This window comes from Streptomyces sp. NPDC036813 (assembly GCF_055609245.1).
Map to the genome: position 1 here is coordinate 357,693 of NZ_JBVJPV010000004.1, position 23,769 is coordinate 381,461.

The window sequence follows — 23,769 nt, forward strand, 5'->3', positions numbered from 1 at the left end:
AGGGTCGGGGGTGGTCGGGGACATCCCAAACAGAGCTCGCCGGCTCCGCATGGCCGGCGTACCCAGCGAGGAGATCGGTTCGTGACGATCCGCGTAGGCATCAACGGGTTTGGCCGCATCGGTCGTAACTACTTCCGCGCGCTGCTTGAGCAGGGCGCCGACATCGAGATCGTGGCTGTCAATGACCTGGGTGACACCGCGACCACCGCACACCTGCTGAAGTACGACACCATCCTCGGCCGCCTCAAGCAGGAGGTCACGCACACCGAGGACACCATCACCGTCGACGGCAAGACCATCAAGGTCCTGTCCGAGCGCAACCCCGCCGACATCCCCTGGGGCGAGCTGGGTGTCGACATCGTCATCGAGTCGACCGGCATCTTCACGAAGAAGGAAGACGCCGAGAAGCACATCGCAGGCGGCGCCAAGAAGGTCATCATCTCCGCCCCGGCGAAGAACGAGGACGTCACCATCGTCATGGGTGTCAACCAGGACACCTACGACCCGGCGAACCACAACGTCATCTCCAACGCCTCCTGCACCACCAACTGTGTGGCGCCGATGGCCAAGGTGCTCGACGAGAACTTCGGCATCGTCAAGGGCCTGATGACGACGGTGCACGCGTACACGAACGACCAGCGCATCCTGGACTTCCCGCACAAGGACCTGCGCCGCGCCCGTGCCGCCGCCGAGAACATCATTCCCACCACCACCGGTGCCGCCAAGGCCACCGCCCTGGTGCTGCCGCAGCTCAAGGGCAAGCTGGACGGCATGGCGATGCGCGTTCCGGTCCCGACCGGCTCGGTCACCGACCTCGTCGTCGAGCTGTCCCGCGAGGTTACCAAGGAAGAGGTCAACGCCGCCTTCCAGAAGGCCGCCGAGGGGGAGCTCAAGGGCATCCTCGAGTACACCGAGGACGCGATCGTCTCGTCCGACATCGTCAACGAGCCGGCGTCCTGCACCTTCGACTCCTCCCTGACCATGGTCCAGGAGGGCAAGAACGTGAAGGTCATCGGCTGGTACGACAACGAGTGGGGCTACTCCAACCGCCTCGTCGACCTCACGGTCTTCGTCGGCAACCAGCTCTGATCGCCTCTTTGTAGGCATCTCGATGCGCCAGCAGGGCTCGGTCGGTGCGCACCGTCGCGTACCGGCCGGGCCCTGACGCACGTACAGGACCGGTCCCCTTTACGATCACGGAGCACCACGAGCCCTCCTCAGGAGAGTCCCCAGCAATGAAGACGATCGACGAACTTCTCGCCGACGGCGTGAGCGGCAAGCGGGTCTTCGTCCGCGCCGACCTCAACGTGCCGCTCGCCGACGGCACCATCACCGACGACGGCCGTATCCGCGCCGTGCTGCCCACCGTCAAGGCCCTCGCCGACGCGGGCGCAAAGGTGGTCGTCGCCTCCCACCTCGGCCGCCCCAAGGGTGCGCCGGACCCCGCCTTCTCCCTCGCCCCGGCCGCCGCGCGCCTCGGCGAGCTCCTCGGCGGCGACGTCGCCTTCGCGACGGACACCGTCGGTGACTCCGCCAAGGCCACCGTCGCGGGCCTCGCCGACGGCCAGGTCGCCGTCATCGAGAACCTGCGCTTCAACGCCGGTGAGACGTCCAAGGACGACGCCGAGCGCGCCGCCTTCGCCGAGCAGCTCGCCGCGCTCGCCGACGCCTATGTCGGCGACGGCTTCGGCGCCGTGCACCGCAAGCACGCCTCCGTCTTCGACCTGCCCAAGCAGCTCCCGCACTACGCCGGCTACCTCATCGCCACCGAGGTCGGCGTCCTGAAGAAGCTCACCGAGGACGTCCAGCGGCCCTACGTCGTCGCCCTCGGCGGCGCCAAGGTCTCCGACAAGCTCGCCGTGATCGACCAGCTCCTCGGCAAGGCCGACCGCCTCCTCATCGGCGGCGGCATGGCGTACACCTTCCTCAAGGCCAAGGGCTACGAGGTCGGCATCTCCCTGCTCCAGGAGGACCAGGTCCCGGTCGTCCAGGAGTACATGGAGCGCGCCGAGAAGAGCGGCGTCGAGCTGGTCCTGCCGGTCGACGTGCTGGTCTCCCCGGAGTTCCCGGACCTGAAGACCAAGGCCCCGGCGACGTTCACCACCGTCGACGCCGACGCCATCCCGGCCGACCAGGAGGGCCTGGACATCGGCCCGAAGACCCGGGAGCTGTACGCCTCGAAGCTCGCCGACGCCGCGACCGTCTTCTGGAACGGTCCCATGGGCGTCTTCGAGCACCCCGACTACGCCGGAGGCACCCGGGCCGTCGCCCAGGCCCTCGTCGAGTCCAAGGGCTTCACCGTCGTCGGCGGCGGTGACTCCGCCGCCGCCGTGCGCACGCTCGGCTTCGACGAGAACGCGTTCGGCCACATCTCGACCGGGGGCGGCGCCTCCCTCGAATACCTCGAGGGCAAGACGCTCCCCGGCCTCGCCGCACTGGAGGACTGACCCCGCATGACCACTCGCACGCCGCTGATGGCGGGCAACTGGAAGATGAACCTCAACCACCTCGAGGCCATCGCCCACGTCCAGAAGCTCGCCTTCGCCCTGGCCGACAAGGACTACGAGGCCGTCGAGGTCGCCGTCCTGCCGCCCTTCACCGACCTGCGCTCCGTGCAGACCCTGGTCGACGGCGACAAGCTGAAGATCAAGTACGGCGCCCAGGACATCTCGGCGCACGACTCCGGCGCCTACACCGGTGAGATCTCCGGCCCGATGCTGGCCAAGCTGAAGTGCACGTACGTGGCCGTCGGCCACTCCGAGCGCCGCCAGTACCACGCCGAGACCGACGAGATCGTGAACACCAAGGTCAAGGCCGCCTTCAAGAACGGCCTGACCCCGATCCTGTGCGTCGGCGAGGAGCTGGACGTCCGCGAGGCGGGCAACCACGTCACCCACACCCTCACCCAGGTCGAGGGCGGCCTGAAGGACGTCCCGGCCGAGCAGGCCGAGTCCGTCGTGATCGCCTACGAGCCCGTGTGGGCCATCGGCACCGGCAAGGTCTGCGGCGCCGAGGACGCCCAGGAGGTCTGCGCCGCGATCCGCGCCAAGCTCGCCGAACTGTACTCGCAGGAGCTGGCCGAGAAGGTCCGCATCCAGTACGGCGGCTCCGTCAAGGCCGGCAACGTCGCGGAGATCATGGCGCAGGCCGACATCGACGGCGCGCTGGTCGGCGGCGCCTCGCTGGACGCCGACGAGTTCGTCAAGATCGTGCGCTTCCGCGATCAGTGAGGCGAGCTGTGAGTATGCGGTGACGACGTTTCGTCGTACCCTTGCGGGGGCCGGAGGATGTCCGCCGGCCCCCGTCGTCCATCCGTTACCGAGGAAGTTGGTCCAGCCGTGGTTCTGGGGTTCTCGATCGCCCTGATCGTCTTCAGCCTGTTGCTGATGCTGCTGGTGCTGATGCACAAGGGCAAGGGCGGCGGCCTCTCCGACATGTTCGGCGGCGGCGTGCAGTCCTCCGTCGGCGGCTCCTCGGTCGCCGAGCGCAACCTCGACCGCATCACCGTCGTGGTCGGTCTGCTGTGGCTCGCGTGCATCATCGTCCTCGGCATCGTCATGAAGTCGAACAGCTGACGGCGCACATCACGCACATCACGCACATTCCCCTACGTAAAGCCCCATGGTCGGTACGCGCCGCGGAGCGCGGCCTATCATGGGGCTTGCGTCTGCGTGCCGGGAGGCTGTAACTCCCCTCACTGGACGCGCGTTGGGCCTTACGTAGACTGAGGCGCTCGCGGCGAAGCGAAACGCCGACTAGCTTCGCGGCACCATCACGCAGGGAGTTACGACCGTGGCAAGTGGCAACGCGATCCGAGGAAGCCGGGTCGGGGCTGGGCCGATGGGCGAAGCCGAGCGCGGCGAGTCCGCGCCCCGGCTGCGCATCTCCTTCTGGTGCTCCAACGGGCACGAGACGCAGCCGAGCTTCGCCAGCGACGCGCAGGTGCCCGACACGTGGGACTGCCCGCGCTGCGGCTTCCCGGCCGGGCAGGACCGGGACAACCCGCCGGACCCGCCGCGCACCGAACCGTACAAGACGCACCTGGCGTACGTACGCGAGCGGCGCAGCGACGCGGACGGCGAGGCGATCCTCGCCGAGGCACTCGCCAAACTGCGGGGCGAGATCTAGCACTTGACGGCCGGGCACCTCGGGGCGCCCGGCCGGACGTGTGTGCCGCCCCGGCGCACTCCTTACCTGACACCCGCGCGCCCTCCGTACGTACCCGTTGTCGCACCGGACGACCACGCCACGACGGCTCGTGCCGCCCGGTGATCGAATAGGTTGGGACCGCTGGGACAGGTACGAAAGAAGGCTGACGTCGGACATGAACGCAGACGGCCGCACGAGGCTCCACCGGACTCCCGAATGGGCCGCCCTCGCCAAGCATCGCGAGGAGCTGGCCGGGACGCACCTGAGGGATCTGTTCGCCGCCGATCCCGGACGCGGCACCGCGTACACGCTGCGGGTCGGTGACCTCCACATCGACTGCTCCAAGCACCTGGTCACCGACGAGACCCTGCGCCTGCTGCGCGAGCTGGCCGCCGCGGCGGACGTGTTCGGCCTGCGGGACGCCATGTTCCGCGGCGAGAAGATCAACATCACCGAGGACCGGGCGGTCCTGCACACCGCGCTGCGCGCCCCGCGGGGCGCGGTCGTCGAGGTGGACGGCGAGAACGTCGTCCCGCAGGTGCACGCGGTGCTCGACAAGATGAGCGCCTTCGCCGCGCGGGTCCGCTCCGGCGAGTGGACCGGCCACACCGGCAAGCGGATCCGCAACGTCGTCAACATCGGCATCGGCGGCTCCGATCTGGGCCCCGCGATGGCGTACGAGGTGCTGCGGGCCTACACCGCGCGGGACTTGACGTTCCGTTTCGTGTCCAACGTAGACGGCGCCGACCTGCACGAAGCCGTCCGCGACCTGGACCCGGCCGAGACGCTGTTCATCATCGCCTCCAAGACGTTCACCACGATCGAGACGATCACCAACGCCACGTCCGCGCGGGCCTGGCTGCTGGGCGCGCTCGGTGACGAGGCCGCGGTCGCCCGGCACTTCGTCGCGCTGTCGACGAACGCCGAGAAGGTCGCCGCGTTCGGCATCGACACGGCCAACATGTTCGAATTCTGGGACTGGGTCGGCGGACGCTACTCCTACGACTCCGCGATCGGCCTGTCGCTGATGATCGCCATCGGCCCGGACCGCTTCCGGGAGATGCTCGACGGCTTCCGCGTCGTCGACGACCACTTCCGCACGGCGCCGCCCGAGGCCAACGTGCCGCTGCTGCTGGGCCTGCTGGGCATCTGGTACGGCAACTTCCACGGGGCCGAGTCGCACGCGGTGCTGCCGTACTCGCACTACCTGTCCAGGTTCACGGCATATCTGCAGCAGCTGGACATGGAGTCCAACGGCAAGTCGGTGGGGCGCGACGGGCAGCCGGTGCAGTGGCAGACGGGCCCGGTGGTGTGGGGAACACCCGGCACCAACGGGCAGCACGCGTACTACCAGTTGATCCACCAGGGCACCAAGCTGATCCCGGCGGACTTCATCGGGTTCGCCGAGCCGGTGGCGGAGCTGAGCGACCGCCTCAAGGCGCAGCACGACCTGCTGATGGCCAACTTCTTCGCCCAGACGCAGGCGCTGGCCTTCGGCAAGACGCCCGAGGAGGTGCGTGCGGAAGGGGTGCCGGAGGAACTCGTGGCCCACAAGACGTTCCGGGGCAACCACCCGACGACCACGATCCTCGCGCGCGAGCTGACGCCGTCGGTGCTGGGACAGCTGGTCGCGCTCTACGAGCACAAGGTGTTCGTGCAGGGCGCGATCTGGAACATCGACTCCTTCGACCAGTGGGGCGTGGAGCTGGGCAAGGTCCTCGCCAAGCGGATCGAGCCGGCGCTGACGCAGGGAGCGGACGTGGCGGGCCTGGACGCGTCGACGAAGACCCTGGTGTCCACGTACCGAGCGCTGCGCGGGCGCTGAGTCCGGGCCGCGTCGGCGGCGGAGGCCGTAGTCCTTGCGCCGCCGAGGCCCCCGGCCGCGTCGGGGCCCGGCGGCCGTGATCCTTACGCCACCGCGCTCAACGTGTCCGCCAGGCGCCGGCGCGCCGCGCGTGCCGCCGGGAGCGCGGCCAGGGCGACGGCGCCCGCCGTCGCGGTCAGCGTCAGCAGGAGCAGGACCGTCGCCGAGGGGGTCTGGGCGATGCCCGCGCCGATGCCGCTCGTCGTGCCCTGGGTGTCGACCAGCCAGTGGGACAGGGGGACGCCCAGGGCCAGCGCCGCCGCCACCGCGGTGAGCGTGGTGAGGGCGGTCGCCGTCACGGTGATCGCCGTGATCTGACGCGGGGAGAGGCCGATCGCCTTCAGCGCGAGCAGGTCCCGCTCGCTCTCGCGGACCGTGGCACCGATCGCGGTGAGCAGTTCGACGACCCCGATGAGGGCCAGGATCGCGATCAGGCCCGCGACCACACCGCGCAGCGGCGACAGCCCGTCGGCGGGGTTCGTCACCCGGTGGACGTCCAGGTGGCCGCGGGCCGCCGCCGTCAGCGAGGCGGCGACCGCGCCGGGGTCGGCGCCCTCGCGCAGCCGGAGCTGGTACAGGCTCGGGCGCAGGTCGGGGTCGTTCTCGCGCAGGGTGTCCAACGAGGTGGAGATGACCCGGCCGGCGTTCTCCGGCTCGATGCTGCGGCCCACGATGTGCAGGATCTGCGGCTGGTCGCCGACGGTCATCCGGACCCAGTCGCCGACGCGGACGTCCAGCAGGTCCAGCAGGCCCTGACCGGCCACCGCCTCGTCCGGGCCCCGCGCGGCGCGGCCCTCGGCGAGGGGGTACGGGTAGGGCGAGTCATGGGTGCCCAGGCCGCGCAGCGCGATCGTCGCCGTCTGGCCGGGGACCAGAGCCGCCACCTCGACTCCCGGGTAGGCCGCGGCGACCTGCGGGGTGCGGGCGAGCAGCGCCCGCGTGGCGGTGTCGGACATGCCGGCGTCCGTGCGGACGGTCAGCGCGGCCGGCAGGCCCATCCGCTCGGGGGCGGTGTGGAAACGGTCGATGGTCGTCCAGGCGCCCAGCGCCACCACGATCAGCAGCAGCGGCAGGGTCAGGCGGGCGATCGTCGCCGCGCCGCGCGGGCCCCGGGTGAACGCGCGGTGCCAGCCCAGCACGAGGCCGGGCGGCATGCCAACACCCAGGGCCCGGCGGACCGGGCCCGACAGCCGGCCGGACGCCGGGGCCGCCGGGCGCGGTACCGGCACCGGCGGGACCCTGCCGGCGCGCCAGGCCGCGAGACCCGTGACCGCGGCGATGAACAGCACCGCCGCGACCGGCACCCCGGCCAGCGCCGCCGTATGACCGGGCAGGCCCTGCCACACCCCGACCGCGTCACCCAGCCGGCCCGGCACGCCACTGCCGAGGCCCTGCACCAGCGCGGCCGCGGCCACCGCGCCGAGCAGGGCGTAGGCCACGTGCTGGAGCAGGAAGATCCGTACCACCTGGGCGGGCGTGAAGCCGATCGCCTTCAGCACCGAGATGTCCCGCAGATGGCCGCGGATCCGGGTGGCCAGCGCGCCGTGCACCGCCAGGCCGGCGGCGAGCAGCGCGCCCAGGCCGAAGAGCCCGAGCACCTGGCCGAGCAGCCGGGTGTCGCCCTGGGCCTCGGCCCGCGCCTGCTGCCAGGTGGCGACCTCGCCGACCGTGCCGGCGCCCAGCGCGGTCACGGCCCGCTGCACGGCGTAATCCGTGTCGCCCGGGTCGGTCAGCCGCAGCCCGACGACCCGGCCGTACGGGGCGTGGACCGCGGCCGGCGGCGCCCAGACCAGGCCGGGCCGCTCCCCGGGGCGGTAACCGGGTTCGGCGCTGTCGGCGATGCCGACGACGGTGAGCGTGCGGTGCGTCCCGGGCACGGTCAGCGTGTCCCCGGGTTCCGCCAGCAGCGCGTGGGCGAGCCGGCTCTCCAGCACCACGCCGTCGGGGTCCGCGGGCCGCAGCCACTGCCCGGAGGTGATCAGCGGGCGGCCCACCGCGGGGCGGCCGTCCGTGGCACGCAGTTCGACAGCGGCGCGGGTGCCGCGGGCGGCGACGGTGACCGACTCGGTGGCGTAGGGGCCGGCGACGGAGGCGACACCGTCGAGTGCGGTGAGCCGGTGGGTGTCGGCCGTGGCGGTGGTGTGCAGCCACACGTGGGCGCCGCGGGACTGGGTGAAGACCCGCTGCCAGGGGTTGGTGGCGTACCCGAACAGGGCCGTGGCCAGCAGCAGCGACGCGACGATCCCGGCGGTGGCCAGCACGATGAACAGGGCCTCGCCGCGGTGCGCGCGCAGATCGGAGTGCGCCCAGCGCAGAGTCGCTCGCACCGCCCTCAGCCCCTCGCTCCGGCAGCCCGCAGTCCGGCTCGCTCTCTGGTCGCGGCAGCCCGCAGTCCGGCAAGCCCTCGGGCGGCCCCAGGGGGGAGCCCGGCTCGCGCCCTCGCTCCGCCCGCATCCGTGAGGAGTCCGCTCACCGGGCTCATTCCGTCAGCTCCAGTACGCCCGACGCGCCGCGGCCACGGGCCGGCGGCGCAGCGTCCAGGGTCGCGTCGTCCACGATCCGGCCGTCGAAGAAGCTGATCACCCGGTCCGCGGCGCTCGCCAGCCGGGCGTCATGGGTGACCAGCACGATCGTCTGGCCGCGCTGGTGGAAGCGGGACAGCAGCCGCATCACCTCACGGGTGCCCTTGCTGTCCAGACTGCCGGCGGGCTCGTCGGCCAGCAGCAGTGGCGGGTGGTTGACCAGGGCCCGGGCCAGCGCGACGCGCTGCTGCTGGCCGCCGGACAGCTCACCCGGCATGCTGCGCTCCTTGCCGGCGAGCCCCAGCTCGGCCAGCAGTTCCTCCCGCTCGGCGCGGGCCCGCTTCGGCGGCACTCCGGCGAGCAGCGCGGGCAGCTCGACGTTGTCGGCGACCGACAGGTTGGACACCAGGTTGAAGAACTGGAAGACGATGCCGATGCGCTTGCGCCGTTCCACCGCCCAGCGGGCCTCGCTCCAGGTGTCCGTGCGGGCCTCGCCCAGCCAGACGGTGCCCTGGTCCGGCCGCTGGAGCCCGCCCAGCAGGTGCAGCAGTGTCGACTTGCCGGCGCCGGACGGGCCCGTGACGGCCACGAACTCACCGGCCGCGACGCTCAGGTCGACGCCGCGCACGGCATGCGCGGGGGCGCCCTCGCCGTGGTGGGTCTTCACCAGGCCTTCGGCGCGCAGCACGGGAGCCGAAGTCTGCGTGCTCTCGCTCACTCCAGCTCCTCCAGTTCTTCCTGGCACCGTTCCAGCCAGTCCAGGTCGGCCTGCAGATGCAGCATCGCGCCCTCGATCAGCAGATGGGCGATGCGGTTCTCCCGGCTCTCCGACGCCGCCAGCTTCGACAGGCTCCGCATGGTGTTGAGGTACTGGCGCCGCTGGCGGTTGATGAGGGCGATCTGGTCGGCGAGTCCGGTCTGCGGGGCGAGCGCGAGCTTCATGAAGAACTCGTCACGCACCCGAGGCTCGTCCTCGGTGTCCTCGAACCAGGTGTTCAGCGACTCCCGGCCGGCGTCGGTGAGGTGGTAGATCTTCTTGTTCGGCCGACTGGACTGCTCGACCTCCTCGCCCTCGATCAGCCCTTGCTTCTCGAGGCGGCCGAGGGTCACATAGATCTGGCCGATGTTCGGCTGAGGGTACGCGGAGCCCAGCAGTTGCTCAAGGTCCTGCTTCAGCTCGTAGCCGTGGGCCGGACCACGGGCCAGAAGTGCCAGGAGGGGCAGGCGCACGCCGCAGGTCCTCCTGTCTCGTCCAATGTGCTCCAGGCCCTAGTATCGCGCATTACCTAACAGGTATACATGGCCTCTGACCCCGGGCGAGGATGCCCGTGGCCGGTGTACAGGGAGGAACCTATGCGGTGGATACGTGCCGCCGGTAGGGGCCTCCTCGTTCTCGCCGTCGTACTCACCGGTTACGTCGCCTCCGGAGCCCGCGCCGACGAGGGGGCCGCGGGTGACCGAGGGCCGCTCACCCTGGCCACGGCCGGGGACCTCACCGGCTACCTCGGCCCCCTTCTGAAGGGCTGGAACGACAGTCATCCCGGCGAGAGGGTCACTCTCGTCGAGCTGCCCGACTCCGCCGACGAGACCCGCGCCCAGATGGTCACCGACCTGCGCGGCGGCGACCGCGGCCGCTTCGACGTGCTCAACATCGACGTCGACTGGACCTCGGAGTTCGCCGCGGCCGGCTGGATCGCCCCGCTGCCGCGTGCCCGCTTCCCGCTGCACACCTTCCTGCCCCCGGTAGTGGACACGGCCACCTACGACGGCCGGCTGTACGCCGTGCCGTACGTGACCAACGCCGGCCTGCTGCTGTACCGCAAGGACGTCCTCGCCAAGGAGGGCCTGCCGCCCCCGCGCACCTGGGCCGAGCTGGAACGCGACGCGAAGACGGTCGCGCCGAAGTACGGCCTCGACGGGTACGCCGGCCAGTTCCTGCCCTACGAGGGGCTGACGGTGAACGCGGCCGAGGCGGTCTACTCGGCCGGCGGCACGATCCTCGGCGACGAGGGCGCCCGGGTCACCGTGGACTCCGCGGCCGCCCGCGAGGGCATCGGCTTCCTGGTGCGCGGCCTGCGTGAGGGCTGGATCCCGAAGGCGGCGCTGACCTACAAGGAGGAGGAGTCCAAGCAGGCCTTCCAGGACGGCCGGCTGCTCTTCCTGCGCAACTGGCCCTACGCCTACGCCGTCGCCTCCGCCCCCGGTTCCAGGGTCGCCGGGAAGATCGGCGTCGTACCGCTGCCGGGGCCCGACGGTCCCGGCACCAGCGTGCTCGGCGGGTCCAACCTGGCCGTGAACGCCCACGCCCGGCATCCGGAGTCCGCCGAGCGCCTGATCGCGTATCTGACCAGCGAGCGCGTCCAGCGCCAGGTCCTCACGCAAGGCGCGCTGCCGCCCGTTCGCGCCGATCTCTACGACGATCCGGCCCTCGTGCGGCGGTTCCCCTATCTGCCGACCCTGCGGATGAGTGTGCTGAACGCCGCGCCGCGCCCCAAGAGCCCGCACTACGACCAGGTCAGCCTGGTGGTGCAGGCGGTCGTGCACGACGCGCTGACCGGACGCCAGACGCCCGCGGCCGCGGTACGGCGACTGGCCCGAGAGCTGGCCGCCACCTCCCGTCGATAGTTACCTGTTAGGTAACGCGGACATCTCATCTGCTTGCAGAATGCCCTGAGTCATCCCATTTTGTCGCTCCAACTTCGCAGTAGCTTCTGTTCTTTTCATTGACACTCCCGCGACATGGCTACCTAACATGCATGCATGTTGAGTAAGTACCGCTGGTGGCGTGACGCGGTGATCTACCAGGTGTATGTCCGCAGCTTCCTGGACAGCACCGGCGACGGCATCGGTGATCTCGCGGGCGTGCGAGCCGGACTGCCGTACCTGAAGAAGCTCGGCGTGGACGGGATCTGGCTGAGCCCCTTCTACCCCTCGCCGCAGCACGACCACGGCTACGACGTCGCCGACTACTGCGACGTCGACCCGCTCTTCGGCGACCTCGCCGAGTTCGACCTGTTGACCGCGGCCGCCCGGCGCCTCGGCATCAAGGTCCTGCTGGACATCGTCCCGAACCACTGCTCCAGCGAGCACCCGTGGTTCCGCGAGGCGCTGGCGAGCGCGCCCGGCAGCCCGGCCCGCGCCCGCTTCCACTTCGCCGACGGCCGCGGCCCCGACGGCAGCGAGCCGCCCAACAACTGGCACGCCATGTTCGGCGGCCCGGCGTGGACCCGCGTCACCGAGGCGGACGGGCGGCCCGGCCAGTGGTACCTCCACATGTTCACGCCCGAGCAGCCCGACTGGAACTGGCGCAACCCCGAGATCACCGCCGAGTTCGACCGGGTCCTGCGGTTCTGGCTGGACCGCGGCGTCGACGGCTTCCGCATCGATGTCGCCGCAGGCCTGTACAAACACCCCGAGCTGCCCGACTCCGACGACCCGGAGGCCGACGCCCGCACCCGCGACTCGGTCAACCCGCTCGCGTGGAACCAGCCCGAGGTGCACGACGTGTGGCGGCACTGGCGCTCCGTCTGCGAGGAGTACGCCGAGCGCGACGGGCGCGAACGCCTCCTCGTCGGCGAGGTCTCCGTGCCCACCGCCCGCGAACACGCGCGGTACGTGCGCCCCGACGAGCTGCACCAGGCCTTCTTCTTCGACCTGCTCGGCGCCCCCTGGGACGCCGACGCCTTCCGCAAGGTCATCTCCGAGGCCATGCAGGACATCGCCGGCACCGGCTCCACGGTCACCTGGGTCCTCAACAACCACGACCAGGTCCGCACCGTCACCCGCTACGGCGAACCCACCCCGCACGGCAGCGGCCTCGGCGCCGCCCGCGCCCGCGCCGCCGCGCTGCTGATGCTGGCCCTGCCCGGCGCCGCCTACATCTACCAGGGCGAGGAGCTGGGCCTGCCCGAGGTCGTCGACCTGCCCGACGACGTGCTCACCGACCCGATCTTCCGCCGCACCGGCAGCCGGGCCCGCATCCGCGACGGATGCCGGGTGCCGCTGCCCTGGTCGGGGCAGGCCTCCCCGTTCGGCTTCACCTCCGGCGCCGAGACGGCCAAGCCCTGGCTGCCGCAGCCGGACTACTTCGCCGAGTACGCCACCGACCGGGCGCTGGCCGACACCCGCTCCTTCTGGCACCTCTACCGCGACGGCCTGCAACTGCGCCGCCAGCTGCCGCAGCTGGGCGAGGGCGAGCTGCGCTGGCTGGACACCCCGCCCGGCGTGCTCGCCTTCACCCGCGGCGACGGCCTGGTCTGCGCCGTGAACTTCACCACCGCGCCGACCGCCGCACCGGCGCCCGGCACCCCGCTGCTGTCCAGCGGCCCGTGTCCCGTCCCCGGCGAACTGCCCGGCTCCACGGCCGCCTGGTGGATCGCCGACCTCTGAGCCCGCCCGTCACACCACCCCTCGAAGGGACATCAACGATGATGCGACGTACCACCCTGCTCACCGGCTGCACCGCCCTCGTTCTCGCGCTCGGCGCCACCGCCTGCGGCGGCAGCACGCCGGTCTCCGCCGGCGGCGGCGACAAGGCGCTCAGCGGCAAGACCGTCACCGTCGCCGGTGTCTGGTCGGGCAGCGAGCAGAAGAACTTCCAGAAGGTGCTGGACGCGTTCAGCGAGAAGACCGGCGCCAAGACGCAGTTCGTCTCCACCGGCGACAACGTCTCCACCGTCGTCGGCAGCAAGATCGAGGGCGGCAACGCCCCCGACGTCGTGATGGTCCCGCAGGTCGGCGTGCTCCAGCAGTTCGCGAAGAAGGGCTGGCTCAAGCCGCTGTCGCAGACCGCTCAGCAGACCGTCGCCGCCGACTACGCGCCCGTGTGGAAGACGTACGGCAGCGTCGACGGCACGCTGTACGGCCTGTACTTCAAGGCCGCCCACAAGTCCACCGTCTGGTACAGCCCCGCCGCGCTCACCCAGGCCGGCGTCAAGCCGCCGACCACGTACGACGACATGCTGAAGGCCGGGCACACCGTCTCCGACTCCGGGCTCGCCGCGTTCGCGGTCGCCGGACAGGACGGCTGGACCCTCACCGACTGGTTCGAGAACATCTACCTCTCCCAGGCCGGACCCGAGAAGTACGACGCCCTCGCCGCCCACAAGCTGAAGTGGACCGACGCCAGCGTGGTCAAGGCGCTGCAGACGCTCGGCAAGCTCTTCAAGGACAAGCAGCTCATCGCCGGCGGCCAGAAGGAGGCCCTGAACACCGACTTCCCCGGTTCGGTGGAGAAGGTGTTCGGACCCAAGCCCCAGGCCGGCATGGTCTACGAGGGCGACTTCGTGGCCGGTGTCGCGCACGACCAGTTCGGCAAGAACATCGGCACGGACGCCGACTTCTTCCCCTTCCCCGCGGTCGACGGCGGCAAGGCCCCGGTCGTCAGCGGCGGCGACGCGGCCGTCGTCCTGAAGGACGGCAAGAACGCCGACGCCGGTATGAAGCTGCTGGAGTACCTGGCCACGCCGGAGGCGGCGGCCGTGTGGGCGAAGGCGGGCGGCTTCCTGTCCCCGAACAAGAAGCTCGACCTCGCCAGTTACGGCGACGACGTCACCCGCGCCACCGCCAAGTCGCTGGTCGCCGCCGGTGACTCGGTCCGCTTCGACATGTCCGACCAGGCACCGGCCTCCTTCGGCGGCACCAAGGGCGTCGGCGAGTGGAAGCTGCTCCAGGACTTCCTGCGCGACCCGTCGGACCCGCAGGGCACCGCCGCCAAGCTCGAGGCCGCGGCGGCCAAGGCGTACCAGGGCTGATCACCGATGACCGCCACCCTCACCCAAGAGGCGAGCCCGCCCCGCAACGCGCCGCCCGCCGACCGCGCCCGGCGACTCAAGCGGCGCGGGCGGATCATCGCCCTGCTGTTCGTCTTCCCCGCCCTGCTGCTGCTCGGCGCGCTCGTCGTCTACCCGGTGCTGTTCTCCGTCGGCCGCAGCTTCTTCGACGCCTCCGGCACCCGCTTCGTCGGCGGCGACAACTACACCGAGATGTTCCGCGACCCCGCGACCCTGAAGGCCATCCGCAACACCACGATCTGGGTGGTGGTGGCCCCCGCGCTGCTCACCGGGCTCGGCCTGATCCTGGCCGTGCTGGTGGAGAAGGTCCGCTGGGCCACCGCCTTCAAGCTGCTGCTGTTCATGCCGATGGCCGTGTCCTTCCTCGCCGCCGGCATCATCTTCCGCCTCGCCTACGACGAGGACCCCGACAAGGGCGTCCTCAACGCGGCCGTGGTGTCCGTCCACGACGCCTTCACGGGCACCTCGTCCTATCCGACGGCCCGCATCCGGGACGGCCAGGGCCTCGAGCAGGGGCGGGACGGCTCCTACCTGACGACCGCCGGAGTCCGGCCGGGCCAGTCCGCGGCGCTGGGCCTGGTCGGCGTCCTCCCGGGGGACCTCCCGAAGGACGTCCGTCCCGCCTACGGGGCCGCCGCCCGCACGGCAGCGGCCGACGAGGTGCGCGGCGTGGTCTATCTCGACTTCACACCCGGCGGGGGAGGGCAGCAGGGCAAGGTCGACCCCAAGGAGAGCGGTCTGCCCGGGATGAAGGTCGAGGCGGTCCGCGACGGGCACACGGTCGCGAGCGCCACGACCGGATCCGACGGCTCCTTCCGCCTGACCGGGCTCGACGACGGCACGTACACGCTGAAGCTGCCGAAGGCGAACTTCGCCCCGCCCTACCAGGGCGTCTCCTGGCTCGGACCGACCCTGGTCACGCCGGCGATCATCGGGGCGTACCTGTGGATCTGGACCGGCTTCGCGATGGTCCTCATCGGCGCGGGTCTGTCCACGCTGCCCCGCGACGCGCTGGAGGCGGCGCGGATGGACGGCGCGAACGAGTGGCAGATCTTCCGCCGGATCACCGTGCCGCTGCTCGCGCCGGTCCTCACGGTCGTCTTCGTCACCCTCGTCATCAACGTGATGAAGGTGTTCGACCTCGTCTACATCATCGCGCCGGGACCGGTGCAGGAGGACGCGACCGTGCTCGCCACCCAGATGTGGCTGGTGTCCTTCGGCGGCGGCAACAACCAGGGCCTCGGCAGCGCCCTCGGCGTCCTGCTGCTGCTCCTGGTCATCCCCGCGATGGTCTTCAACGTCCGCCGCTTCAGAAGGAGTCAGCGATGAACGCGGTCAGGCGAGGCCTCGGCAACGCCGTGGTGCAGGCCTTCCTGGTGGTGATCGCCCTGGTGTGGGTGACCCCGCTCGCGGGACTGTTCCTGTCCTCCCTCAGGTCCGCCTCCGACACCGCCAAGGGCGGCTGGTGGACGGTGTTCGCCAGCCCCGGACAGCTCTCCTTCGACAACTACTCGGCACTGCTGAAGAACGCGGGTATCACCCAGGCGTTCTGGAACACCGTGGCGATCTCGGTGCCGACGACCGTCCTGGTCGTCGTCCTCGCCGCGCTCGCCGGATACGCCTTCGCCTGGCTGGACTTCCCGCTGCGCGAGCCGCTGTTCCTGCTCGTGGTGGCCCTGCTGGTGGTGCCGGTGCAGATCGGCCTGCTGCCGGTCGCCAAACTCTTCGGCCAGCTGGGCCTGTTCGGCACCATCCCCGGTGTCGTCCTCTTCCACGTCGCCTACGGCCTGCCGTTCGCCGTGTTCCTGCTGCGCAACTACTTCGCCGAGATGCCCAAGGAGATGCTGGAGGCGGCCCGGATGGACGGCGGCAGCGAGTGGCGCATCTTCATCCGCCTCGTCCTGCCGGTGGGGCGCCCGGCGATCGCGTCGCTGGCCATCTTCCAGTTCCTGTGGGTGTGGAACGACATGCTGGTGGCGCTGCTCTTCGCGGACAGCTCATCGCAGCCGTTGACCGTGCAACTCCAGTCGCAGATACGGCAGTTCGGCAGCAACATCGACGTGCTGGCGCCCGGCGCGTTCCTGTCCCTGATCGTGCCCGTGGTGGTGTTCTTCGCCTTCCAGCGGCACTTCGTGCAGGGTGTGATGGCCGGGTCGGTGAAGTAGCCGGCCACCGGCGGTCGGCCGAGCCCCCTGAAGGAACGGTCCCTGAAGGGGGCTTCGGCCTCCGGGGTTCATTCGACCGCCCTGATTCAGCAGGTCACCGGGTGCAGGGCAGGGCACGCACCCATCCACGGGGCCAGGCACCGACCACGTAGCCGGCAACTGCCGTGCCCACACGCAAAAGACGCCGGGCGGGCCGATTGCTCGGTCCGCCCGGCGCCCCGCGTCAGGAAACCCCGCTCACGGCGACGCCGGCGGGTACAGCGACCTCGGCAGCTGCGCTGCCGCCGCCGTGTCCAGCAGCCACAGGGTGCGGGCGCGACCCCGGGCACCCGCGGCCGGGGCCTGGATCTCACCCGCGCCCGACAGCGCCATCGCCGCGGCCTGCGCCTTGTCCTCGCCGGCCGCCAGCAGCCACACCTCCCGGGCCGCCCGGATCGCCGGCAGCGTCAGGGAGATCCGGGTCGGCGGCGGCTTGGGCGAGCCGTGCACCCCGACCACCGTGCGCTCGGTCTCCCGCACGCCGGGCAGCTCCGGGAACAGCGACGCCACGTGCGCGTCCGGGCCGACGCCCAGCAGCAGCACGTCGAACACCGGGACCGGGCCGTGGTTCTCCGGACCCGCCGCCCGCGCCAGCTCCTCCGCGTAGGCGGCGGCCGCCGCGTCCGCGTCGGTGCCGTACGGCCCGTCCGAGGCGGGCATGGCGTGCACCCGCTTCGGATCCAGCGGTACGGCGTCCAGCAGGGCCTCGCGCGCCTGGGTGACGTTGCGCTCCGGATCGCCCTCGGGCAGGAACCGCTCGTCACCCCACCACAGGTCGAGGCGGGCCCAGTCGATCGCGTCCCGGGCCGGTGCGGCGGCGAGCGCCGCGAGGACGCCGTTGCCGTTGCGGCCGCCGGTGAGGACGACCGACGCCGAGCCGCGGGACGTCTGGGCGTCCACGATCTTGGTGATGAGGCGGGCCGCGGCGGCCTGCGCCATCAGCTCCTTGTCGTGGTGCACGACCAGCTGCGGAGTGCTCACTTCGCCGCCGCCTTCCTCGCCGGGGACTTCCTGGCCGACTTGGCCGCCGCCTTCTTCGCGGGCGCCTTCGCGGCCTCCTCCACGGGGGTCTCGACGGCGACGGCGTCCGTGGCGGACTCGGCGTCCTCGGGGGACTGCGGGGACTCGGCGTCCGCGGTGGGCTCCTCGGACGGCTCTGCCGAGGCAGCGGTCTCCTCGGCGGCAGCCGGCTCCTCGGAGGCCGGGGCGGCGGTCAGCTTCTCCACCCCGAACCGCAGCGCGGACGCGTACGTGTCGTCCGGATCCAGCCGGCGCAGCTCCTCCGCGATCAGCTCGGAGGTCTCCCGGCGCTTCAGCGCCACCGCCCGGTTCGGCTGGCCCTGGACCGACAGCGTCGCCAGCGTGCCGTCCGCGCGGTCCAGCTTGATCGGACCGCAGTCCGTGTCCATCCGGACCGCGGTCAGACCCGGGCCCGCCGACAGCGACCGCTTCACCGGAACGTCCAGCCGGTCCGCGAGCCACATCGCCAGCAGTTCGCAGCTCGGGTTGAACTCCTCGCCCTCCACCTCGACGGCCTGGACCTTGCACGTGACCTGGTCCAGCGCCGCCGCCAGCATCGAGCGCCACGGCGTGAGCCGGGTCCAGGCCAGGTCGGTGTCGCCGGGCGCGTACGCCCGGGCGCGCGCCGCCAGCTCCCGTACCGGCTCCTCCGCCGCGTAGGAGTCCGTCACCCGGCGCTGCGCCAGCGCGCCGAGCGGGTCGTTCGCCGGGTCGAGCGGGGCGTTCACCGGCCACCACACGACGACCGGGGCGTCGGGGAGCAGCAGCGGCAGGACGACCGACTGGGCCTGGTCGACGACCTCGCCGTACAGCCGCAGGACGACCGTCTCGCCGGTGCCCGCCTCCGCGCCCACCCGTACCTCGGCGTCCAGGCGGGACTGGGTGCGGTCGCGCGGGGTGCGCGAAACCCTCTTGATGACGACCAGCGTGCGCGAGGGGTGCTCGCGCGACGCGTCACTGGCCGCCTTCAGGGCGTCGTAGGCGTTCTCCTCGTCGGTGACGATGACCAGGGTCAGCACCATGCCGACGGCCGGCGTGCCGATGGCGCGGCGGCCCTGCACGAGTGCCTTGTTGACCTTGCTGGCCGTGGTGTCCGTCAGGTCTATCCTCATGGCCGGCGCCAGCTCCGTCCGTCGCGCTCCAGCATCTCGTCGGCCTCGGCCGGGCCCCAGGTACCGGCCTCGTACTGCGCCGGCCTGCCGTGGGCCGCCCAGTACTCCTCGATCGGGTCGAGGATCTTCCAGGACAGCTCGACCTCCTCCGTGCGCGGGAAGAGGTTGGCGTCGCCGAGCAGCACGTCCAGGATCAGACGCTCGTACGCCTCCGGGCTGGACTCCGTGAAGGACTCGCCGTAGGCGAAGTCCATGGACACGTCCCGGATCTCCATCGAGGTGCCCGGCACCTTCGAGCCGAAGCGGACCGTCACGCCCTCGTCGGGCTGGACGCGGATGACGATCGCGTTCTGGCCCAGCTCCTCCGTCGCCGTGGTGTCGAAGGGGGAGTGGGGAGCGCGCTGGAAGACGACCGCGATCTCGGTGACCCGGCGGCCCAGCCGCTTGCCGGTGCGCAGATAGAAGGGGACTCCCGCCCAGCGGCGGTTGTCGATGCCGAGCTTGATCGCGGCGTAGGTGTCGGTGGTGGAGCCGGGGTCGATGCCCTCCTCCTCCAGGTAGCCGACCGCCTGTGCGCCGCCCTGCCAGCCGGCCGTGTACTGGGCGCGCACGGTGTCGCGGCCCAGGTCCTTGGGCAGCCGGACCGCGCCGAGCACCTTGGTCTTCTCCGCCGCCAGCGCGTCCGCGCCGAAGGAGGCGGGCTCCTCCATCGCGGTCAGCGCGAGCAGCTGCAGCAGGTGGTTCTGGATGACGTCCCGCGCGGCGCCGATGCCGTCGTAGTAGCCGGCGCGGCCGCCGATGCCGATGTCCTCGGCCATCGTGATCTGGACGTGGTCGACGTAGGACCGGTTCCAGATCGGCTCGAACATCTGGTTCGCGAAGCGCAGCGCCAGGATGTTCTGGACGGTCTCCTTGCCCAGATAGTGGTCGATGCGGAACACCTGGTCCGAGGCGAAGACCTCGTGCACGATCGCGTTGAGCTCCTCGGCCGACCTCAGGTCGTGGCCGAAGGGCTTCTCGATGACCGCGCGCCGCCACGAGCCCCGGCTCTGGTCCGCCAGCCCGTGCTTCTTCAGCTGCTGGATCACGACGGGGAAGGACTTCGGCGGCACCGACAGGTAGAAGGCGAAGTTCCCGCCCGTGCCCTGCGCCTTGTCCAGTTCCTCGATCGTGCCGCGCAGCCGCTCGAAGGCCTCGTCGTCGTCGAAGGTGCCCTGGACGAACCGCATGCCCTGGATGAGCTGCTGCCAGACCTCCTCGCGGAACGGCGTGCGGGAGTGTTCCTTGACGGCGTCGTGCACGACCTGGGCGAAGTCCTCGTGCTCCCAGTCGCGCCGGGCGAAGCCGACCAGCGAGAAGCCCGGCGGCAGCAGACCCCGGTTGGCGAGGTCGTAGACGGCCGGCATCAGCTTTTTACGCGACAGATCGCCCGTGACGCCGAAAATGACCAGACCCGACGGCCCCGCGATACGCGGGAGCCGTCGGTCTGCGGGGTCACGCAGCGGGTTGCTGCCCGTGAGCAGCGGGTTGCTGCTTGACAAAGTGTCAGCCCTCCGAGGGAGCCAGGCGCTCGAGCTCCGCCTGCGTCGACTTGAGCAGGTCGTTCCAGGACGCCTCGAACTTCTCGACGCCCTCGTCCTCCAGCAGCTGCACCACGTCGTTGTACGCGATGCCGAGCTTCTCCACCGCGTCGAGGTCGGCGCGGGCCTGCTCGTAGGTGCCGGCGACGGTGTTGCCGGTGATCTCGCCGTGCTCCTCGGTGGCGAAGAGCGTGGCCTCCGGCATCGTGTTCACGGTGTTCGGCGCGACCAGCTCGTCGACGTACATGGTGTCCTTGTACGCCTTGTCCTTCACGCCGGTGGAGGCCCACAGCGGACGCTGCGTGCGCGCGCCCGCCTTCTCCAGCGCCTTCCAGCGGTCCGAGGAGAAGACCTCCTCGTACGCCTGGTAGGCCAGGCGGGCGTTGGCGATGGCGGCCTTGCCGCGCAGCGCCTTGGCCTCGTCGGTGCCCAGCGCGTCGATCCGCTTGTCGATCTCGGTGTCCACACGGGACACGAAGAAGGACGCCACGGAGCGGATCTGCTTCAGGTCCAGGCCGCGCTCCTTGGCTTTCTCCAGGCCGGCGAGGTAGGCGTCCATGACCTCGCGGTAGCGCTCCAGCGAGAAGATCAGCGTGACGTTGACGCTGATACCGAGGCCGATGACCTCGGTGATCGCCGGGATGCCCGCCCGGGTGGCCGGGATCTTGATCAACGTGTTCGGGCGGTCCACCAGCCAGGCGAGCTGCTTGGCCTCGGCGACGGTCGCCTTGGTGTCGTGCGCGAGGCGCGGGTCGACCTCGATGGAGACCCGGCCGTCCTGGCCGTCGGTCGCGTCGAAGACGGGGCGCAGGATGTCGGCGGCGTCCCGGACGTCCGCCGTGGTGATCATGCGGATGGCCTCTTCGACGGTGACCTTGCGGGCGGCGAGGTCGGACAGCTGCTGGTCGTAGCCGTCGCCCCCGGAGATCGCCTTCTGGAAGATCGTCGGGTTGGTGGTGACGCCCACGACGTGCTGCTCGTCGATCAGCTCGGCCAGGTTGCCGGACGTGATCCGCTTGCGCGACAGGTCGTCCAGCCAGATCGCGACGCCTTCGTCGGAGAGGCGCTTGAGTGCGTCTGTCATGGAAATTACATCTCCTACGTGTCGTATGTGAGCGTCAGCGCTGGGCGGCTTCGAGGGATTCCCGGGCCTTGGCGGCCACGTTCTCGGCAGTGAAGCCGAACTCCCGGAAGAGCAGCTTGCCGTCCGCGGAAGCACCGAAGTGCTCCAGGGAAACGATGCGGCCGGCGTCCCCGACGTACTTGTGCCACGTGAGACCCACACCGGCCTCCACGGCGACACGAGCCTTCACGGACGGGGGCAGCACGCTGTCCCGGTACCCCTGGTCCTGCTGCTCGAACCACTCCACCGACGGCATGGACACGACCCGCGTGGGGACGCCCGCGGCCTGGAGCTGCTCGCGCGCCTCGACGGCCACGTGCACCTCGGAGCCGGTCGCGATCAGCAGAACCTGCGCGTCGCCGCCTTCGGCCTCGAACAGCACATAGCCACCACGGGCCGCGTCGTCGTTCGGCTCGTAGGTCGGCACACCCTGGCGGGTGAGGACCAGGCCGTGCGGCTGGCCCTTGCCGAACTCCTTCGTCCAGCGCTTGAGGATCTCGCGCCAGGCGATGGCGGTCTCGTTGGCGTCGGCCGGGCGGACGATGTTCAGGCCCGGGATCGCGCGCAGCGAGGCGAGGTGCTCGACCGGCTGGTGGGTCGGGCCGTCCTCGCCGAGACCGATGGAGTCGTGCGTCCACACGTACGTCACCGGCAGGTGCATCAGGGCCGACAGGCGCACCGCGTTGCGCATGTAGTCGGAGAACACCAGGAAGGTGCCGCCGTAGATGCGGGTGTTGCCGTGCAGGGCGATGCCGTTCATCTCGGCGGCCATCGCGTGCTCGCGGATGCCGAAGTGGATGGTGCGGCCGTACGGGTCGGCCTCCGGCAGCGGGTTGCCCGCGGGCAGGAACGACGACGTCTTGTCGATCGTCGTGTTGTTGGAGCCGGCGAGGTCGGCCGAGCCGCCCCACAGCTCCGGGATCACCGCGCCGAGCGCCTGCAGCACCTTGCCGGAGGCGGCGCGGGTGGCGACACCCTTGTCCGTCTCGAAGACCGGGAGCTTCTCCTCCCAGCCGGTGGGCAGCTCGCCCTTGGCGATGCGGTCGAACTCGGCCGCGCGTTCGGCGTTGGTGTCCCGCCACTCCTGGAAGGACTTCTCCCACTCCGCCTTGAACTGGCGGCCGCGCTCGAGAGCCTGCCGGGTGTGCTCGATGACCTCGTCGGCGACCTCGAAGCTCTGCTCCGGGTCGAAGCCGAGGACGCGCTTGGTGGCCGCGACCTCGTCGTCGCCGAGCGCCGAGCCGTGGGCGGCCTCGGTGTTCTGCGCGTTCGGGGCGGGCCAGGCGATGATCGAGCGCATGGCGATGAAGGAGGGCCGGTCGGTGACCGCCTTGGCCTCCTGGATCGCGGCGAAGATCGCCTCCGGGTCCAGGTCGCCGTCGGCCTTGGCCTCCACACGCTGCACGTGCCAGCCGTACGCCTCGTACCGCTTGACGGTGTCCTCGGAGACGGCCGTCTCGGTGTCGCCCTCGATCGAGATGTGGTTGTCGTCCCACAGCAGGATCAGGTTGCCGAGCTTCTGGTGGCCGGCCAGCGAGGACGCCTCGGCGGAGATGCCCTCCTGCAGACAGCCGTCACCGGCGATGCAGTAGATGAAGTGGTCGAACGGGGAGGTGCCGGGGGCGGCCTCCGGGTCGAACAGACCGCGCTCGTAGCGGGAGGCCATCGCCATGCCGACCGCGTTGGCGACACCCTGGCCGAGCGGGCCGGTGGTGGTCTCCACGCCGGTCGTGTGGCCGTACTCCGGGTGACCCGGGGTCTTGGAGCCCCAGGTGCGGAACGACTTCAGGTCGTCCAGCTCCAGGCCGAAGCCGGCCAGGTAGAGCTGGGTGTAGAGGGTCAGGGAGGAGTGTCCGGCGGACAGCACGAAGCGGTCACGCCCGACCCAGTCCGCGTCGGCGGGGTCGTGCCGCATCACCTTCTGGAAGAGGGTGTAGGCGGCCGGAGCCAGGCTCATCGCCGTGCCGGGATGGCCGTTGCCGACCTTCTGTACGGCGTCGGCGGCCAGGACGCGGGCGGTGTCCACGGCCCGCTGGTCCAGTTCGGTCCACTCGAAGTCTGTGGTGGTCGGCTTGGTGCTCACCCTTTTCAGGGCTCCTCTCCACATGTCGAATACCGGTCTGGTCGGGCGTGTGCCCACCGGTCGCCGGTGCACTGGGCGCCCACCGGCCGCTGTCGAGCCTACCCCCGTAAAGACGTGCGTTTTTCCCCGTCATTACAGACTGCCGGGACTGAGTGCGATCCGCCTGTCGACTGGGCCGTAAGGCATTCAGCACATGAATACGGAGGCGCTCATCTGACCGCTCAATCGAGCTTCGGTATGCGCGGAAGAACGCATTCCGCAAACGGATCGGAGGGGCCGGGAACGATCACCGGCGCGGGGCGGTCGCCGGAGCCGCCGAG

Annotated in this window: 19 protein-coding genes; 11 read left to right on the forward strand and 8 right to left on the reverse strand. The window is 70.8% G+C overall.

Annotated features, from left to right (window positions below; genetic code table 11):
* The first annotated feature begins 81 nt into the window (after nt 1-81).
* The 6 genes from gap to pgi all read left to right on the forward strand — a co-directional run bounded on the left by gap (nt 82) and on the right by pgi (nt 5,974).
* Nucleotides 82-1,089 carry a type I glyceraldehyde-3-phosphate dehydrogenase gene (gap, locus tag ACZ67Q_RS11595; RefSeq protein ID WP_391678129.1) on the forward strand — a complete coding sequence of 336 codons (1,008 nt, stop codon included), beginning with the start codon at nt 82-84 and terminating at the stop codon, nt 1,087-1,089.
* 146 nt (nt 1,090-1,235) lie between these two features.
* Nucleotides 1,236-2,447: a phosphoglycerate kinase gene (locus ACZ67Q_RS11600; RefSeq protein WP_471179688.1), complete on the forward strand. Its 1,212-nt coding sequence runs from the start codon at nt 1,236-1,238 to the stop codon at nt 2,445-2,447.
* Nucleotides 2,448-2,453: 6 nt separating this feature from the next.
* Nucleotides 2,454-3,230 (forward strand): triose-phosphate isomerase, encoded by a 777-nt coding sequence (gene tpiA / locus ACZ67Q_RS11605; protein WP_471179690.1) that lies wholly within the window; start codon nt 2,454-2,456, stop codon nt 3,228-3,230.
* 108 nt (nt 3,231-3,338) lie between these two features.
* Nucleotides 3,339-3,575 carry a preprotein translocase subunit SecG gene (gene secG / locus ACZ67Q_RS11610; protein ID WP_361637529.1) on the forward strand — a complete coding sequence of 79 codons (237 nt, stop codon included), beginning with the start codon at nt 3,339-3,341 and terminating at the stop codon, nt 3,573-3,575.
* Between the two features lie 217 nt (nt 3,576-3,792).
* Nucleotides 3,793-4,128, forward strand: a complete 336-nt coding sequence (locus ACZ67Q_RS11615; RefSeq protein WP_003957010.1) for an RNA polymerase-binding protein RbpA — start codon at nt 3,793-3,795, stop codon at nt 4,126-4,128.
* 196 nt (nt 4,129-4,324) lie between these two features.
* Nucleotides 4,325-5,974, forward strand: a complete 1,650-nt coding sequence (gene pgi / locus ACZ67Q_RS11620) for a glucose-6-phosphate isomerase (protein WP_471179693.1) — start codon at nt 4,325-4,327, stop codon at nt 5,972-5,974.
* Nucleotides 5,975-6,057: 83 nt separating this feature from the next.
* Here pgi and ACZ67Q_RS11625 read toward each other — a convergent pair whose 3' ends face one another.
* The 3 genes from ACZ67Q_RS11625 to ACZ67Q_RS11635 all read right to left on the reverse strand — a co-directional run bounded on the left by ACZ67Q_RS11625 (nt 6,058) and on the right by ACZ67Q_RS11635 (nt 9,765).
* On the reverse strand, nt 6,058-8,340 hold the full coding sequence (locus ACZ67Q_RS11625) for an FtsX-like permease family protein (protein ID WP_471179695.1): 2,283 nt from the start codon (nt 8,338-8,340) through the stop codon (nt 6,058-6,060).
* Between the two features lie 151 nt (nt 8,341-8,491).
* Nucleotides 8,492-9,253, reverse strand: coding sequence for an ABC transporter ATP-binding protein (locus ACZ67Q_RS11630; protein ID WP_471179697.1), 762 nt, complete (start codon nt 9,251-9,253; stop codon nt 8,492-8,494).
* Nucleotides 9,250-9,765 (reverse strand): PadR family transcriptional regulator, encoded by a 516-nt coding sequence (locus tag ACZ67Q_RS11635; RefSeq protein WP_471179700.1) that lies wholly within the window; start codon nt 9,763-9,765, stop codon nt 9,250-9,252. Before ACZ67Q_RS11635 ends, ACZ67Q_RS11630 begins: the two co-directional genes overlap by 4 nt.
* A 123-nt stretch (nt 9,766-9,888) precedes the next feature.
* Between ACZ67Q_RS11635 and ACZ67Q_RS11640 the strand changes: the two genes are divergently transcribed.
* The 5 genes from ACZ67Q_RS11640 (at nt 9,889) to ACZ67Q_RS11660 (ending at nt 16,492) form a co-directional block, all read left to right on the forward strand.
* Complete coding sequence (locus tag ACZ67Q_RS11640) at nt 9,889-11,160, forward strand: ABC transporter substrate-binding protein (protein WP_471179702.1); 1,272 nt, start codon at nt 9,889-9,891, stop codon at nt 11,158-11,160.
* A 135-nt stretch (nt 11,161-11,295) separates the two neighbouring features.
* Complete coding sequence (locus ACZ67Q_RS11645) at nt 11,296-12,924, forward strand: glycoside hydrolase family 13 protein (RefSeq protein WP_471179705.1); 1,629 nt, start codon at nt 11,296-11,298, stop codon at nt 12,922-12,924.
* A gap of 38 nt (nt 12,925-12,962) precedes the next feature.
* Nucleotides 12,963-14,288 carry an ABC transporter substrate-binding protein gene (locus tag ACZ67Q_RS11650; protein WP_471179707.1) on the forward strand — a complete coding sequence of 442 codons (1,326 nt, stop codon included), beginning with the start codon at nt 12,963-12,965 and terminating at the stop codon, nt 14,286-14,288.
* A gap of 6 nt (nt 14,289-14,294) precedes the next feature.
* Entirely contained in the window at nt 14,295-15,656 is a 1,362-nt protein-coding gene (locus tag ACZ67Q_RS11655) for an ABC transporter permease subunit (RefSeq protein ID WP_471179709.1), read from the forward strand.
* Nucleotides 15,653-16,492, forward strand: coding sequence for a carbohydrate ABC transporter permease (locus tag ACZ67Q_RS11660; RefSeq protein WP_471179711.1), 840 nt, complete (start codon nt 15,653-15,655; stop codon nt 16,490-16,492). The genes ACZ67Q_RS11655 and ACZ67Q_RS11660 overlap by 4 nt, the downstream gene beginning before the upstream one ends.
* A 237-nt stretch (nt 16,493-16,729) precedes the next feature.
* On the opposite strand, the gene pgl is transcribed toward ACZ67Q_RS11660, so the two are convergent.
* From pgl to tkt, 5 genes are read right to left on the reverse strand one after another with little or no spacing between them, the layout of a single operon-like run.
* Nucleotides 16,730-17,512 carry a 6-phosphogluconolactonase gene (pgl, locus tag ACZ67Q_RS11665; RefSeq protein ID WP_471179714.1) on the reverse strand — a complete coding sequence of 261 codons (783 nt, stop codon included), beginning with the start codon at nt 17,510-17,512 and terminating at the stop codon, nt 16,730-16,732.
* Nucleotides 17,509-18,663, reverse strand: a complete 1,155-nt coding sequence (gene opcA / locus ACZ67Q_RS11670) for a glucose-6-phosphate dehydrogenase assembly protein OpcA (RefSeq protein ID WP_471179717.1) — start codon at nt 18,661-18,663, stop codon at nt 17,509-17,511. Before opcA ends, pgl begins: the two co-directional genes overlap by 4 nt.
* Nucleotides 18,660-20,204, reverse strand: coding sequence for a glucose-6-phosphate dehydrogenase (gene zwf / locus ACZ67Q_RS11675; protein ID WP_471179719.1), 1,545 nt, complete (start codon nt 20,202-20,204; stop codon nt 18,660-18,662). The genes opcA and zwf overlap by 4 nt, the downstream gene beginning before the upstream one ends.
* 4 nt (nt 20,205-20,208) lie before the next feature.
* Nucleotides 20,209-21,327 (reverse strand): transaldolase, encoded by a 1,119-nt coding sequence (gene tal, locus ACZ67Q_RS11680; RefSeq protein WP_471179721.1) that lies wholly within the window; start codon nt 21,325-21,327, stop codon nt 20,209-20,211.
* 34 nt (nt 21,328-21,361) lie between these two features.
* Nucleotides 21,362-23,449 carry a transketolase gene (gene tkt, locus ACZ67Q_RS11685; protein ID WP_471179723.1) on the reverse strand — a complete coding sequence of 696 codons (2,088 nt, stop codon included), beginning with the start codon at nt 23,447-23,449 and terminating at the stop codon, nt 21,362-21,364.
* Between the last annotated feature and the right edge of the window lie 320 nt (nt 23,450-23,769).

Excerpts from the sequence above, each read along its gene's own strand:
- ACZ67Q_RS11650 (WP_471179707.1), top strand. The coding sequence starts at position 12,963 with ATGATGCGACGTACCACCCTGCTCACCGGCTGCACCGCCCTCGTTCTC.
- pgi (WP_471179693.1), top strand. The coding sequence starts at position 4,325 with ATGAACGCAGACGGCCGCACGAGGCTCCACCGGACTCCCGAATGGGCC.
- tal (WP_471179721.1), bottom strand. The coding sequence starts at position 21,327 with ATGACAGACGCACTCAAGCGCCTCTCCGACGAAGGCGTCGCGATCTGG.
- ACZ67Q_RS11655 (WP_471179709.1), top strand. The coding sequence starts at position 14,295 with ATGACCGCCACCCTCACCCAAGAGGCGAGCCCGCCCCGCAACGCGCCG.
- opcA (WP_471179717.1), bottom strand. The coding sequence starts at position 18,663 with ATGAGGATAGACCTGACGGACACCACGGCCAGCAAGGTCAACAAGGCA.
- ACZ67Q_RS11660 (WP_471179711.1), top strand. The coding sequence starts at position 15,653 with ATGAACGCGGTCAGGCGAGGCCTCGGCAACGCCGTGGTGCAGGCCTTC.
- ACZ67Q_RS11645 (WP_471179705.1), top strand. The coding sequence starts at position 11,296 with ATGTTGAGTAAGTACCGCTGGTGGCGTGACGCGGTGATCTACCAGGTG.
- ACZ67Q_RS11640 (WP_471179702.1), top strand. The coding sequence starts at position 9,889 with ATGCGGTGGATACGTGCCGCCGGTAGGGGCCTCCTCGTTCTCGCCGTC.
- ACZ67Q_RS11600 (WP_471179688.1), top strand. The coding sequence starts at position 1,236 with ATGAAGACGATCGACGAACTTCTCGCCGACGGCGTGAGCGGCAAGCGG.
- tpiA (WP_471179690.1), top strand. The coding sequence starts at position 2,454 with ATGACCACTCGCACGCCGCTGATGGCGGGCAACTGGAAGATGAACCTC.